Genomic DNA, 13,376 nt, shown 5'->3' with positions numbered 1-13,376 from the left:
CCGCCGCAACTTGTGGCGGCTGGCGCGGTCTCAGCAAAGGACGGCTTCGGCCGTCCTTTTTTCATGGGGCACGCGGCCAGGGCCATCGGGGGCGCGCGCTACCATGCGCTGCGACCGTTCCGACAGGACCCCTCCCATTCGACGCATGAAGACTGCCATCGTTCTTGCCCTCTGTTCCGCGATGCTCGCGCCCGCTGCCTGGGCCCAGGTCTACCGCTGCGGCAACGAGTACACCAACAACATCCGCGATGCGCGCGATGCGCAGCAGCGCGGCTGCAAGCTGGTGGAAGGCGGCAACGTGACGGTCATCGAAGGCCCCAAGCCGCGCCCCGGCGCCACGAGCGGCCCGGTGCGCGCGCCGGCCGCGACCGCGCCGCGCAGCGACGACAGCGCGCAGCGCACGCGCGATGCCGAGTCGCGCCGCATCCTGGAGGCCGAGCTGAAGAAGGCCGAGGCGCGCCAGGCCGAGCTGCTCAAGGACTACAACAATGGCGAGCCCGACAAGGTGGGCGGCGAGGCGCGCAACCACCAGCGCTACCTGGACCGCGTGGCCGAGATGAAGGCCGCCATCGCCCGCAACGACAGCGACATCGCCGGCATCAAGCGCGAGATCGCACGCCTGCCGGCCGCCCCATGAGTCCGACCCGCCCGACCAACAAAACCCGGCCCGTGCGGCCCGTGTCGCCCGCCACGAGCGCGCGGTACCACACCTTCGACCTGCTGGCCACGCTGGTCACTGTGCTGCGTGCCGACGGCACGGTGCTGTTCGCCAACGCCGCGCTCGAGGACGCGCTGGGCTTCTCGCGCCGGACCATCGAAGGCTCGTCCTTCGCCGACTTCTTCACCGAGCCGCACCTGGTGCAGAACGCGCTCGACGGCGCGCAGAGCAACGAGTTCGCGGCACTGCGCTACGACGCCTTCCTCAAGCGCGCCACCTACGAGCCGCTGCCCGTGCACGTGATCGTGGCGCCGGCCGAAGAGCCCGGCGAAATCATCATCGAGCTGCTGCCGCTGGAGCAGCAGGCGCGCCAGGACCGCGAGGAGCGCCTGATCGACCAGGCCCAGGCCAACAAGGAGTTGATCCGCAACCTCGCGCACGAGATCAAGAACCCGCTGGGCGGCATCCGCGGCGCGGCGCAGCTGCTCGAGATGGAGATCGATTCGCGCGACCTGATCGAGTACACGCAGGTCATCATCCACGAGGCCGACCGGCTGCAGAGCCTGGTGGACCGGCTGCTGGCGCCGCACCGGCGTCCGCACGTGGTGGGCGACGTGAACATCCACGAGGTCTGCGAACGCGTGCGCTCGCTGATCGTGGCCGAGTTCCCGCGCGGCCTGAAAGTCGTGCGCGACTACGACACCTCCATCCCCGAGTTCCGCGGCGACCGCGAGCAGCTGATCCAGGCCCTGCTCAACATCACGCACAACGCGGCCCAGGCGCTGGCCGAACGCGTGGCTGCGGGCGATGCCGAGATCACCTTGCGCACGCGCGTGGCCCGGCAGGTTACCTTTGGTAAGCAGCGCTATCGACTGGCACTGGAATTGCATGTCATCGACAACGGACCAGGGGTCCCGGAGTCGATCAAGAGCCGCATCTTCTACCCGCTGGTGTCGGGTCGTGATGGGGGATCGGGACTGGGGCTCACGCTCGCGCAGACCTTCGTGCAACAGCACCATGGCCTGATCGAGTGTGAAAGCAGCCCTGGCCGAACCGATTTCAAGCTATTGATCCCGCTGCCCTGAGCGCGTCGCTCGTGGTATCCAAGGCGGGCCGACCCGAGGTGACGAGGACGATGAAGCCGATCTGGATAGTAGACGACGACCAATCCATCCGCTTCGTGCTGGAGAAAGCGCTGTTGCGCGAGAACCTGCCCACGCGCAGTTTCACGAATCCACGCGAAGTGCTGGCCGCCCTGGAGGGCGCCAGCGACGAGGACGGGCCGCAGATCCTGGTCAGCGACATCCGCATGCCGGGTGGCTCCGGCCTGGACCTGCTGGGCAAGGTCAAGGAGATGCACCCGGGCCTGCCGGTCATCATCATGACCGCCTTCTCCGACCTGGACAGCGCCGTCTCGGCCTTCCAGGGCGGCGCTTTCGAGTACCTGCCCAAGCCCTTCGACCTGCCCAAGGCGGTGGAGCTGATCCGCCGCGCCGTGGAGGAAAGCCAGCGCGAGGAAGTGTCCGAAGAGCGCATGGCCGCCGCGCCCGAGATGCTGGGCCAGGCCCCGGCCATGCAGGACGTGTTCCGCGCCATCGGCCGGCTCAGCCAGAGCAACGTCACGGTCATGATCACGGGCGAGTCCGGCTCGGGCAAGGAGCTCGTGGCGCGCGCGCTGCACAAGCATTCGCCGCGCGCCAACGGCCCCTTCGTGGCGATCAACACGGCCGCCATTCCCAAGGACCTGCTGGAGTCCGAGCTGTTCGGCCACGAGCGCGGCGCCTTCACGGGCGCGCAGACCATGCGGCGCGGGCGCTTCGAGCAGGCCGAGGGCGGCACGCTGTTCCTCGACGAGATCGGCGACATGCCATTCGACCTGCAGACGCGCCTGCTGCGCGTGCTGTCGGACGGCCACTTCTACCGCGTGGGCGGGCACAACGCCGTCAAGGCCCATGTGCGCGTGATCGCCGCGACGCACCAGGACCTGGAGCAGCGTGTGCGCGAAGGCGTGTTCCGCGAGGACTTGTTCCACCGCCTGAACGTGATCCGCCTGCGCCTGCCGGCGCTGCGCGAGCGCAAGGAAGACGTGCCCATGCTCACGCGGCATTTCCTGCAGCAAAGCGCCGCGCAGCTGGGCGTGGAGCCCAAGCGCATCTCGGACGCCGCGCTGGCCCAGCTGGGCCTGTTCAACTTCCCGGGCAATGTGCGCCAGCTCGAGAACGTGTGCCACTGGCTCACGGTGATGGCGCCTTCCCAGGTCATCGAGGCCAAGGACCTGCCGCCCGAGGTGCTGACGGCGGCCGCCGCGCCCGCCGCTGTGCCCGCGCAGGCACCGCGGCCCGTGGTCGGCTACGAGGCGCCGGAGCCCGTGGCGAGCAGCCCCCTGGTCGAGGCCCTGCCTGGCGAGCCGCTGTCCGTGTCCGACCCGCTGGCGCCGCCGGACGGCGCCGTCCCGACCTGGGAGCGCGGCCTGGAGGCCGAGGCCCTGGCCTTGCTGGCCGCCGACCGCCACGACGTGTGGGACGTGCTCACGCGCCGCTTCGAGTCCAAGCTGATCCTGACCGCGCTGAACAACACGCGCGGGCGCCGCATCGAGGCCGCGCAGAAGCTCGGCATCGGCCGCAACACCATCACGCGCAAGATCCAGGAACTGGGCCTGGAATAAGGCTTCGTGCAGCGCGGCAACGGCAGTCCTGGCGGACGGCCGCATGCCGCGGTGCCCAAGGCCGCGGAGCAGGCCAGGCCGCTGTCGGCGCCCCCTGGAAGGGGGTGGCGGAGCGCGAAGCGCGAAGACCGGGGGTGGTCAAATTTCCAGCACCACGGGCGCGTGGTCGCTGGGCTTCTCCCATTTGCGCGGCACGCGGTCGATCGTGCAGCTCTTCACCTGCGGCGTGACCGCCGCGCTCACGAGGATGTGGTCGATGCGCAGGCCGCGGTTCTTCTGGTAGCCCAGCATGCGGTAGTCCCACCAGCTGAAGCTCTTGGGCGGCTGCTCGAACATGCGGAAGCTGTCGGTCAGGCCCAGGTCCAGCAGTGCCTGGAAGTGGGCGCGCTCCTGCTCGCTGTGGTGGATGGTGCCGGCCAGGCCCACGGGGTCGTAGGTGTCGCGGTCGTCGGGCGTGATGTTGAAGTCGCCCAGCAGCACCAGCTGCGGGTGCGCCGCCAGTTCGGCGCGCAGGTAGGCCTGCAGGCCGGTCAGCCAGTTCATCTTGTAGACGAACTTGTCCGAGTCCAGCGCCTGGCCGTTGACGAAGTAGCCATTGACGACGCGGATCGGGCCGGTCGGTCCGTCCACCGTGCCAGCGATCACGCGCGCGTGTTCGTCGTCGAAGCCGACGATGTTCTTCACGACCTCGCGCACTGGCGTGCGCGAGAGGATGGCCACGCCGTTGTAGGTCTTCTGGCCGAAGATGGCGGATTCGTAGCCCACCTCGCGCAGCGCGTCGAGCGGGAACTTGTCGTCGGTCATCTTGAGTTCCTGCAGGCACAGCACGTCCACGGGATTGGCGGCCAGCCAGGCCAGGACATGGTTCAGGCGGGCGGTCAGGGAGTTGACGTTCCAGGTGGCAATGCGCATCGGTGTCCTCGTTCGGTGGAACACGCGATTTGAACTCCTTTTTGCGTCCTCTCCGCGGCGGCGGCGGCGCACCGCGCGCCATGCCGGCCTGCAGGCCGATGGCGGGTCGGCAAAGCGGTGCGAGTCGGGATGACGCCGGCGCTTTAGTCCGCCACGCAGCACGGCGCCCTTGTCGAGCTTGCTTCCCGGCATCCGGCCAGCTGGTGCCGCTGGCGCGGTGGTTCAGAGCTAGACCGCAGGCAGGCGCTGCGTTTCCACGGTCACGTGCGAGAGTTCGTGGATGGGCGCCAGCAACGCCTTGTAGGCCGGTGCGTCCTGTGGCGCGGCCGAGGCGATGGACACGATGGCCGCGAAGTGGCCAGGCCCGACCTGCCAGACATGCAGGTCCTCGATGCGATCGCCCGTGGATGCCAGCGCGTGGCGGATCTCCTCGCCCACCTGCGGCCCCTGCGCGGGCGCGTCCAGCAGCACGCTGCCCGCGTCGCGCACCAGCCCCCAGGACCAGCGCGCGATCACGAGCGCACCGACCACGCCCATGGCCGGATCGGCCCAGAGCCAGCCCTGGCTGCGGCCCAGCACCAGGGCCACGATGGCCAGCACCGAGGTCAGCGCGTCGGCCAGCACGTGCATGTAGGCAGCGCGCAGGTTGTTGTCGCGGGCGCCGGCCTCGTGCTCGTCGTGGTCGTGGCCGTGGTCGTGGCCGTGGTCGTGGTGGTGTCCATGCCCCTGGTGCCGGTGCCCGTGGTCCTCGCGCAGCAGCCAGGCGCAGGCCAGGTTCACGGCCAGACCGGCCGTGGCCACGGCGATGGCCTGCGTGAAATCGATTGGCACGGGCCGGGCCAGGCGCAGCAGGCTCTCCCAGCCGATCAGCAGCGCGATCAGGCCCAGCACCACGGCGCTGGCAAAGGCCGCGAGGTCGCCGAGCTTGCCCGTGCCGAACGCGAAGCGCGGGTTGCCCGCGTTGCGCCGCGCATAGCGGTAGGCCAGCGCGGTGATCAGCATGGCACCCGCGTGGGTGGACATGTGCCAGCCATCGGCCACCAGCGCCATGGAGCCGTAGACCGTGCCGGCGACGATCTCCACGCCCATCATGGCGGCCGTGAGCGCGATGACCCACCAGACCCGGCGCTCGTTGCGCCGGTGGTCGCGGCCCAGGTAGACGTGGGCGTGCGGGGCCTGGAAGGGTGTGCTCATTTCATGTAGCTCCGGATGACGTCCAGCATCTCCTGGCCGCCCGCGCGCCGGTCGGCCTCGGTCGCGGCCTCGACCACGTGTTCCTGCAGGTGGTCGGCCATCAGTTCGGCCGTGAGCCCGGCCATCGCGCCGCGGGCCGAGGCCAGTTGGCGCAGCACTTCGCCACAGGCCGAACCACCCTCCAGCGCGCGTTCGATGCCCTCCATCTGGCCCTTGATGCGGCGCACGCGGGCGAGCAGCTTGTCCTTCTGGCGCAGCGTGTGGGACATGGGTCGGTTCCAGAAAATAGTGTAGGGGACTATATTAACCAGGCGAGGCGCCCGGGGACGGCAGCCGTGCTGCGCACGCGGTCGTGGGCCGAGGGCACGGACAATCAGGCGCATGGACATGCACCCCGACGACCGCCGCCACCTGGCCCTGTTCGACCTGGATGGCACCTTGCTGCCGCTGGACACCAACCAGGCCTTCGGCCGCTTCCTGGCCCGCCTGGGCTGGGTCGATGCCGTGGCCTGGCAGGCCCGCAATGCCGCCTTCCTCGAAGACCACCACCTGGGCCGGCTCGACCTGCACCGCTTCATCGACTTCTCTACCGCCGCCTGGCGCGACCGGGCCGAGCACGAGCAGCTGGAGGTCCGGGCCGCCTTCGTGGCCGACGTCATCGTGCCTGCCATTCCCGATGCGGCGCGGCGCCTCGTGGCGCAGCACCAGGCGGCCGGCGACCTGGTGGCGCTGGTCACGGGCACGAACGAATTCCTGGCCGCCCCCATCGCGGAAGCCTTCGGCATAGCGCATGTGCTGGCCGTGCAGCTGGAGCGGGCCGACGCGGGGCGCGTCACGGGCCGCATCCTGGGCATCCCGTCCTTCCACGCGGGCAAGGTGGACCGCGTCCACGCCTGGCTGGCTGGGCAGGACCTGCGCCTGGACGATTTCGCGTCGGTCAGCTTCTACGGCGATTCGGTGAACGATCTGCCCTTGCTCGAAGCCGTGAGCCGGCCCGTGGCCGTGCGCCCCAGCGCCGCGCTGCGGCAGGTCGCCGACAGCCGGGGCTGGGCCATCATCGAATCGCTCAGCGCGTAGCGGCAACCGGTTCTGGCGCCCTGGCCGGCGCGGACATCGCCACCCGGTCCCTCACGCTGGGCCGCTGCTGCATGTCGGCCCACCACGCGCGCAGCGCCGCGCAGTCCGCGGGGATGGGCAGCTGCACCAGTTCCGCAAAGATCAGTCCGCCGATGACGGCGATGTCGGCCATCGAAAAGCGGTCGACGGCCACGAACGGCTGCTGGTGGAGCACCGTGTCGAAGTAGCGCATGCCCCGCACGGCCTTGTCGCGCTGGCGCAATCCCCATTCGGCGTTCTGGTACAGCTCGACATCGGGCCCGAGCCCTGGCGTGCCGTGGTGGAAGTACACGCTCACCGCGTCGAGCAGCTCGATCTCGGCGCGCTTGTTCATCATGTGGATGAAGCCCTGCTCGCGTGGCGTCGTGCCTGTCAGCGTGGGCGTGCCGTCCAGTGCATCCAGGTATTGCGTGATGGCGGTGCATTCGGCGATGCAGCTGCCGTCCTCGAGTTCGAGCACCGGCAGCGTGCCCGAGTAGTTCAAGGCCAGAAAGCCCGGCTGCTTGTGCTCGCCTTTCCAGAGATCGACCGAGACGAAGCGCACGCGTGACTGGAGGTTCTTTTCTGCCAGTGCGATCCGGACGCGGGCCGGATAGGGGCCGGTGTGCCAGTCGTGGACCTTCATGGTGCTTCGCGGCGCAGCATCCGCAGGGTTGGTCAAAGTGTTCATGTGTTTGCCTATCAATTGATAGGTAGATCCTAGATGGCGCACCTGGGCGCGTCAAGAACTATCTATCACTTGGTAGATAATTGAGGGAAAAGGAGTGCCGACATGGCTTCGAACGCGCGAGAGGACATCCTGGCCGCTGCCAAGCGGACGGCGCAGGCGCACGGCTACAGCGGGCTGAACTTCCGCGATCTCGCGCAGGACGTGGGCATCAAGAGTGCGAGCATCCACTACCACTTCCCGACCAAGGCCGACCTCGGCGCGGCCGTGGCCCAGCGCTACTGGGAAGACACCGCGGCCACGCTGGACGCCATGTGGGCCGATACGCCGGACCCGGCCCGGTGCCTGGCCCGCTATCCCGAGGTGTTCCGCAAGGCGCTCGAAACCGGCAACCGCATGTGCCTGTGCAGCTACATGGCCGCCGAATACGACGACCTGCCCGAGGCCGTGAGGACGCAGGTGCAGACCTTCACGGACGTCAACGTGGCGTGGCTGGCCAAGCTGCTCGTGGCCGGCGCGCTGGTCCGTCCGGAGGACGGCGAATCCCGGGCGCGCGCCATCTTCGCTGCCATCGCCGGCGCGCAGTTGGTCGCCAGGAGCCGCTCGGACCTCGCGTTGTACGACGCGCTGGTCGGCAGTTACCGCGCGGCCGGGCTGCTACCGGCGTGAGCGGCCGGTCGCGTGTGGAATGAAACCTGCATGGCCGCCGGCCCCGCGCACCAGGAGACCCGCTTGCTCATCGGTCAGATCTCGGACACGCACATCCGGCCGAAAGGCCAGCTCTACCACGGCGTCGCCGATTCCAACCGCATGCTGGCCCAGGCCATCGCCCACCTGCACGGGCTGGACCGGCGCCCCGACCTGGTCCTGCTGACCGGCGACCTCGTCGACAAAGGCCACCCCGACGAGTACGCGATGGCCCGCGAACTGCTCGCTGAGCTGACGATTCCGTACCTCGTGATTCCCGGCAACCACGACCACCGCGACGCGTTCAGGGCCGCCTTCGCAGACCATGCCTGGCTGCCCGCAGCCGGCCCGCTGCATTTCTGCGTGGACACGCATCCGGTGCGCATCGTGGCGCTCGATTCGACCGTGCCGGGCGCGCACCATGGCGCCATCGACGAGGCCGGCCTGGACTGGCTGCGCACCACGCTCGCCGCGGACCGGGCCAAGCCCACGCTGGTGGTGCTGCACCACCCACCGTTCGCCAGCGGCATTCCGTACATGGATGGCTACGCGCTGCGCGCGCCCGAGCGGCTCGCGCAGGTGATCGGCGCGGTCGACAACGTGGAGCGCGTGCTGTGCGGCCATGTGCACCGCCTGATGCTGCGGCGCTGGGCCGGCACCGTGGTCTGCAGCTGCCCCAGCACCACGACCGAGATCGCGCTGCGCCTGCGGCCCGATGCCCGGCCGGCATCGTTCATGGGGCCGCCGGCCTGCATGCTGCATCTCTGGAGCGCGGCCGAGGGCATGGCCAGCCACCTCAGCACCATCGGCGATTTCGAGGGGCCGTTCGACTTCGCGTGAGCAGGGCGCGGATCAGCTGAAGCCGAACAGCCGCCGCGGCGTTTCCCACAGCACCTGCCGGCGCGCGGCTGCGTCCGGCAGCTGGCGCTCCAGCAGCGCCAGCAGCGGCGCGTAGTCGATGCGCGCGGGCGCCCGCAGGAAGGGCCAGTCCGAGGCCCAGACCAGCTGCTGCGGCGTGAAGGCTTCGAGCAGCGCCTGCACGTAGGGCGTGCAGTCCGCATGCGGATAGGCCTGGGCCGAGACCTTGGCCAGACCCGAGAGCTTGACGGCTGCGCGCCCGCTACCGGCCAGCGCCAGCAGCGCGGCAAAGCCCGCCTGGCCGACTCCGGCCGCGGGCACGAAGCGGCCGACATGGTCGAACAGCAGTTGCGCGCCACTGCCCGTGAGCAACGGCGCCAGCGCGACCAGCTGGTCGCCCTCGACCTGCACGTCGGCCCACAGGCCCAGGTCGCGCAGGCGCTCCAGCAGCGGGCCGATGTCGCGGTAGAAGTCCACACCCAGCAGCGCGGCGTTGAAGGCCACGCCGACCACACCCTGGGCCTGCAGGTCCTGCAGCTCGCCGCGGCTGGCGTCGTTGCGCAGCACCGCGATGCCCTTGTAGCGGCCCTGGCCTTGGGCCAGCGTGTCCAGCAGCAGGCGGTTGTCCAGGCCATAGCCCGAGTTCGGGCCGACCACCAGTGCATGGCGCACGCCATGCGCGTTCAGCACATGGGCCAGCTGTGCGGGCGTGCCGGTTTCGGCCGCGGTGGGCCGGTACCAGGTGTCGGCTGCGTACGGAAAGCGCTCGGGGTCGAAGACGTGGACGTGGCAGTCCACGATCGGCAGGGCGGCGGGCTGGGACATGCCGCGATGCTACGCCGCCGCTTCAGAAGGGCCGGCTGCCCGACAGGCTGATGCGCTTGAGCAAACGCGTCTCGTCGGACGCGAAACCCGTGCGCGCGTGCAGCGTGGCCTGGTTGTCCCAATAGACGATGTCGCCCACCTGCCAACGGTGCGTGTAGGCGAAGCGCGGTTGCGCGAGGTGGGCGCGCAGGCGCTCGACCAGCGCGCGGCCGCGTGTGGCGTCCCAACCCACGACCTCGACTTCCGTGGCCGCGTCCAGGTACAAGAGGCGCAGCCCGGTGTCTGGATGCGTGCGCACCAGCGGATGCACCTCGAACGGCGACAAGGGTTCGATGTCGGGCGTGCGGTACAGCGGCCGCTCGCCCGAGGCCAACGGGTGCAGTCGGCGCAGGAAGGGGTTGTAGGTGATGAGTTGCAGGCCGTCGATCTCGGCACGCGTGGCCTCGTCCAGCGCCGCGTAGGCCGCGACCTCGTCGACCCAGGTGGTCGCGCCGCCGACCGTTGGCACCTGCAGGGCGTAGAGGAAGGAGCCCGAGGAGGGCTGCGGCGTCCAGTGGTGGTCCGAGTGCGCGGCCAACTCGTGGTTGCCGAGCACGCCGTCGTCCACGTTGCCCACCTTGACGATGGCAGGCAGGTTGCCGCCGTACGGGTCGGAGGCGAGCACCGGCACGTCGGCCGGCGCCTGGAAGACGCTGCCGAAGTAGCTGGCCAGGCGCAGGTACTGGGCGTCGTGGAGCTGCTGGCCGCGCAGCAGCACGATGCGGTGGCGCTGCAAGGCCAGGCGGATCGCGCGCACCTGGGCCGCGTCCAGCGGCTGGCGCGCGTCGATGCCCTGGGCCAGCGCGCCGAGCGCGGCGCCGGCGATGGGCTGGACCTGCCACGGCAAGGTGCCGCCGTGCTGGATGGGTGGGCGCTCGAGAACGGCGGACATCTGGAACTCCTTGTGTGGTCAAGCCTTGGCCCCATGCTAGGCAGCGCGGCCACGCATGTGAACGCAGCTTTGCGCATGTCGATATGCGCAATGCTGCGCAGGCTAAGCTCGGCCCGGTGCCGGCCTCCAAAGACCTCCTCGAAACGCGCCAACCCTGGATCTACTTCGGCGCCGTGCTGTTCGGCGCGGCACTCGCGTTCGCTGCGCCAGGCACGGCGGCCTGGCAGCCGGCCATCGAACCGGCCCTGGCGCTCATGCTGTTCCTGACCTTCCTGCAGCTGCCGCTGTCTGCGCTGGGCCCGGCGCTGCGGGCGCGGCGCTTCCTGGCCGTGCTGCTGGGCGTGAACTTCGTGGCCGTGCCGCTGCTCGTGGCGCTGTTGCTGCCGCTGCTGCCGGCCGACCCGCTGCTGCGCCTGGGCGTGCTGCTGGTGCTGCTGTGCCCCTGCATCGACTACGTGGTGACCTTTGCCCAACTGGGCCGGGCCGACGCGCGGCTGCTTCTGGCGGCCACGCCCTGGCTGCTGCTGCTCCAGATGGCGCTGCTGCCTTTGTTCCTCGCGCTGCTGCTCGGTGAGGCCGCGGCCGGCCTGGTGCGGCCCGGGCCCTTCGTGCAGGCCTTCGTCTGGCTGATCGCCGTGCCGCTGGGGCTGGCCCTGGCCTGCCAGCGCTGGGCCGGCGCGCGCGTGAACGCGGCACTCGCGCTGCTGCCGGTGCCGGCCACGGCGCTGGTGCTGCTGCTGGTCGTGGCGGCCGTGCTGCCGCAACTCGGCCAGGCCGGCACGGCCGCGCTGCGCGCCGTGCCGGTCTACGGCGTGTTCGCGCTGCTGGCGCCCCTGCTGGGCTGGTGGTTGGCGCGGCGCGCGCAGCTGCCGGCGCCGGCCGCCCGCGCCGTGGCCTTCAGCGCGGCCACGCGCAATTCGCTGGTGGTGCTGCCGCTGGCGCTGGCCGTGCCGGGCGCGCTGCCGCTGCTGCCGGCCGTGGTGGTGGCGCAGACGCTCGTGGAACTCGTGGCCGAACTGGTCTACGTCCGCTGGCTGGCGCGGCTGGGCGAGGCTTGCTAGCGGCGCGCGAACAGGGGCTGTTCGTAGTGCGCCACGCGCGTGGCGCGGCCGGCCAGGCAGACCTCGCGGAACTGGAACAGCAGCGCGGCCGTGGGTGCCGCGACCCAGCCGTCGCCGACCGGCATGCGCAGCACGGGGTGCGGGCTGTCGTCGATGGCTTCGAGCAGCGGCGCATCGGCGCGCTGCAACTCGGTCAGGCGCACGCGGTGGATGCTGGCCACCTCGGCGGGATTGGGCACGAGCGCGCTGCGTACGGCGCCGGCCCACACCACGACGGGCGTGATCGCGAAGCCCGAGCGCGTGGGGAAGTCGTCGAGCAGGCCCAGCACGGCCTCGGGGCCCAGTTCCAGGCCCACCTCTTCGTGCAGTTCGCGCAGCGCTGCGTCTGCAGCGGACTCGCCGGGCTCGACACGGCCACCAGGCAGGGCCCATTGGCCCGGGTGGTTGCGCAGGTGCATGGCGCGCCGCGTGAGCAGCACGGCGGCCTGAGCGCTCCAGTCCTCGGGACGGGGCAGGCCGGGAAACTCCGCGCCCCAGCCTTCCTCCACGAGGGCCAGCGCCACCGCGGCCCGGTGTCCGGCGGCCAGCGCGCCATGCAATTCGAAGGTGGCGAGGTGGCGGGCGATCTGGTCGCGAAGCGCTGCATCCAGCTGCATGGTGGGGCGGTGGTCCGGGTCGTGGGGCCGGGCCAGTATGCCCGCGCCTCAATGCGCCGGTGTCGCGCGCCGGACTGGGTGGCCCGGCGCGAACCAACGCAACGCGAGCGCCATGGCTGCCAGCAGGTAGCCGAGAGCGCCGAGCACCCACATCAGCAGCCCGGCCAACTGTTGGTCGTGCAGCGGCTCCATGCCCCAGGCCCGTGCGCCCGGCGCGGCGTAGAGCGGCTCGCTGGCGAAGGTCAGCAGTGCGCCCAGCAGCCCGGTGTGGGCCATCGTGGCCAACAGCGCGAGCAGGGCCGTGCCACGCCGGGGCTGGGGGGCCAGCAGCACGGCGCGCCAGAACCACCAGGCCGAGCCCAGCAGCAGCGCAATGGCGGTGACATGCAGGCTCGCATACGCCAGAACGGCCGCATACAGCGGTGGCCAGTGCCACAGCCACAGCAGCACACCGTGCACGGCTGCGGCCGGGCCGGGCTTGGGCATGTGGGCGCGCGGCAGCGAGCCCAGCGCGAGCAGCGCCATGCCCGCCAGCAGCAGCATCAGTTGCGCCATGTGGGCCGAGGCCAGGGTGGCCGCGAGGCGGCACAGAGGCGAGACCAGGGCCAGCGCGAGCAGGCCCCAGCCCGCGAATGCCAACGGCTTGCGGCGGTGCATGAGCAGCCAGGCCAGCAGCCCCAGCAGCGGCACCAGCGTGGCCGGGGCCAGGCTCCAGTGCAGCCACCAGTCCTGCGGCAGGGCCGGCGGCTTGCCGGCCAGGCACAGGGAGATCAGGTCTTCGAACATGTGGGGTCCTCCATGGTCGATGCCAGCATCTGGCCAGCGCAGGGGGGCAAGGCCAGCAGCGGCCAGCCGGTCCAGAGCGTGGCGGCTGCCGCCACGGCCGTCAGCACGCGTGCCATGTGGCGCAGCGCTCCGGTCCATGGGCCAAACCACCTCCACAGGGCGGCCAGCGCGAGCAGGTGCAAGAGCCAGGCCAGGGCCAAGGCGCCTGTCAGGAGGTTGATGCCGTAGAGCCGGCGTGCATGCCAGCCGGCTTCGCATCCCAACGTCAGACCGGCGTACAGCACGACGAAGCTGCTGGCCCAGACCAACAGGCCGGCGGTGGTGCCGAGCAACCAGCGGGCAGGGGAGCTGGCCGGCATG

The 13,376-nt window shown here is 70.6% G+C and carries 16 protein-coding genes; 7 read left to right on the top strand and 9 right to left on the bottom strand.

The window, feature by feature from the left end; translation table 11 throughout:
* Positions 1–145: 145 nt before the first annotated feature.
* The 3 genes from ASF45_RS03370 (at position 146) to ntrC (ending at position 3,323) form a co-directional block, all read left to right on the top strand.
* On the top strand, positions 146–637 hold the full coding sequence (locus ASF45_RS03370) for a hypothetical protein (RefSeq protein WP_056656814.1): 492 nt from the start codon (positions 146–148) through the stop codon (positions 635–637).
* Between the two features lie 83 nt (positions 638–720).
* The gene (gene glnL, locus ASF45_RS03365) at positions 721–1,743 is read left to right on the top strand and encodes a nitrogen regulation protein NR(II) (protein WP_056657477.1); all 1,023 of its coding nucleotides are present in this window, start codon (positions 721–723) and stop codon (positions 1,741–1,743) included.
* A gap of 50 nt (positions 1,744–1,793) precedes the next feature.
* Entirely contained in the window at positions 1,794–3,323 is a 1,530-nt protein-coding gene (ntrC, locus tag ASF45_RS03360; protein ID WP_056656812.1) for a nitrogen regulation protein NR(I), read from the top strand.
* Between the two features lie 138 nt (positions 3,324–3,461).
* On the opposite strand, the gene xth is transcribed toward ntrC, so the two are convergent.
* From xth to ASF45_RS03345, 3 genes are all read right to left on the bottom strand, one after another.
* Positions 3,462–4,235, bottom strand: coding sequence for an exodeoxyribonuclease III (gene xth / locus ASF45_RS03355; protein ID WP_056656809.1), 774 nt, complete (start codon positions 4,233–4,235; stop codon positions 3,462–3,464).
* Between the two features lie 228 nt (positions 4,236–4,463).
* Positions 4,464–5,429 carry a CDF family Co(II)/Ni(II) efflux transporter DmeF gene (gene dmeF, locus ASF45_RS03350; RefSeq protein ID WP_056656806.1) on the bottom strand — a complete coding sequence of 322 codons (966 nt, stop codon included), beginning with the start codon at positions 5,427–5,429 and terminating at the stop codon, positions 4,464–4,466.
* On the bottom strand, positions 5,426–5,698 hold the full coding sequence (locus tag ASF45_RS03345; RefSeq protein WP_056656803.1) for a metal/formaldehyde-sensitive transcriptional repressor: 273 nt from the start codon (positions 5,696–5,698) through the stop codon (positions 5,426–5,428). Before ASF45_RS03345 ends, dmeF begins: the two co-directional genes overlap by 4 nt.
* A gap of 118 nt (positions 5,699–5,816) precedes the next feature.
* Here ASF45_RS03345 and ASF45_RS03340 point away from each other — a divergent pair, with 118 nt between their 5' ends.
* Entirely contained in the window at positions 5,817–6,506 is a 690-nt protein-coding gene (locus ASF45_RS03340; RefSeq protein WP_056657474.1) for an HAD family phosphatase, read from the top strand.
* On the opposite strand, the gene ASF45_RS03335 is transcribed toward ASF45_RS03340, so the two are convergent.
* On the bottom strand, positions 6,496–7,170 hold the full coding sequence (locus ASF45_RS03335; RefSeq protein WP_056657471.1) for a glutathione S-transferase: 675 nt from the start codon (positions 7,168–7,170) through the stop codon (positions 6,496–6,498). The genes ASF45_RS03340 and ASF45_RS03335 overlap by 11 nt on opposite strands.
* A gap of 147 nt (positions 7,171–7,317) precedes the next feature.
* Here ASF45_RS03335 and ASF45_RS03330 point away from each other — a divergent pair, with 147 nt between their 5' ends.
* Positions 7,318–7,881: a TetR/AcrR family transcriptional regulator gene (locus tag ASF45_RS03330; protein ID WP_056656800.1), complete on the top strand. Its 564-nt coding sequence runs from the start codon at positions 7,318–7,320 to the stop codon at positions 7,879–7,881.
* Between the two features lie 30 nt (positions 7,882–7,911).
* Positions 7,912–8,739: a phosphodiesterase gene (locus ASF45_RS03325; RefSeq protein WP_063887561.1), complete on the top strand. Its 828-nt coding sequence runs from the start codon at positions 7,912–7,914 to the stop codon at positions 8,737–8,739.
* A gap of 12 nt (positions 8,740–8,751) precedes the next feature.
* On the opposite strand, the gene ASF45_RS03320 is transcribed toward ASF45_RS03325, so the two are convergent.
* Together ASF45_RS03320 and ASF45_RS03315 are read right to left on the bottom strand one after the other, a co-directional pair.
* Complete coding sequence (locus ASF45_RS03320; RefSeq protein WP_056656797.1) at positions 8,752–9,582, bottom strand: amidohydrolase; 831 nt, start codon at positions 9,580–9,582, stop codon at positions 8,752–8,754.
* A gap of 22 nt (positions 9,583–9,604) precedes the next feature.
* Positions 9,605–10,513 (bottom strand): TauD/TfdA family dioxygenase, encoded by a 909-nt coding sequence (locus tag ASF45_RS03315; protein ID WP_056656794.1) that lies wholly within the window; start codon positions 10,511–10,513, stop codon positions 9,605–9,607.
* Between the two features lie 116 nt (positions 10,514–10,629).
* On the opposite strand from ASF45_RS03315, the gene ASF45_RS03310 reads away from it, so the two are divergent.
* Complete coding sequence (locus ASF45_RS03310; RefSeq protein ID WP_156472809.1) at positions 10,630–11,574, top strand: arsenic resistance protein; 945 nt, start codon at positions 10,630–10,632, stop codon at positions 11,572–11,574.
* Here the strand turns inward: ASF45_RS03310 and ASF45_RS03305 are convergent.
* Genes ASF45_RS03305 through ASF45_RS03295 form a run of 3 tightly spaced genes read right to left on the bottom strand, consistent with a single transcriptional unit; the run spans position 11,571 to position 13,375 of the window.
* Positions 11,571–12,230 (bottom strand): CoA pyrophosphatase, encoded by a 660-nt coding sequence (locus ASF45_RS03305; RefSeq protein ID WP_056656788.1) that lies wholly within the window; start codon positions 12,228–12,230, stop codon positions 11,571–11,573. The two genes, ASF45_RS03310 and ASF45_RS03305, sit on opposite strands and share 4 nt — an antisense overlap.
* A 48-nt stretch (positions 12,231–12,278) precedes the next feature.
* Positions 12,279–13,016 (bottom strand): cytochrome c oxidase assembly protein, encoded by a 738-nt coding sequence (locus ASF45_RS03300; protein WP_056656785.1) that lies wholly within the window; start codon positions 13,014–13,016, stop codon positions 12,279–12,281.
* On the bottom strand, positions 13,001–13,375 hold the full coding sequence (locus tag ASF45_RS03295) for a hypothetical protein (protein WP_056656781.1): 375 nt from the start codon (positions 13,373–13,375) through the stop codon (positions 13,001–13,003). The genes ASF45_RS03300 and ASF45_RS03295 overlap by 16 nt, the downstream gene beginning before the upstream one ends.
* Position 13,376 lies beyond the last annotated feature (1 nt).

This window comes from Pseudorhodoferax sp. Leaf265, from assembly GCF_001422365.1.
GTDB lineage: Bacteria > Pseudomonadota > Gammaproteobacteria > Burkholderiales > Burkholderiaceae_C > Pseudorhodoferax.
Note: the sequence above shows the minus strand (reverse complement) of the source record. Positions and strands in the feature narration are given on the sequence as shown.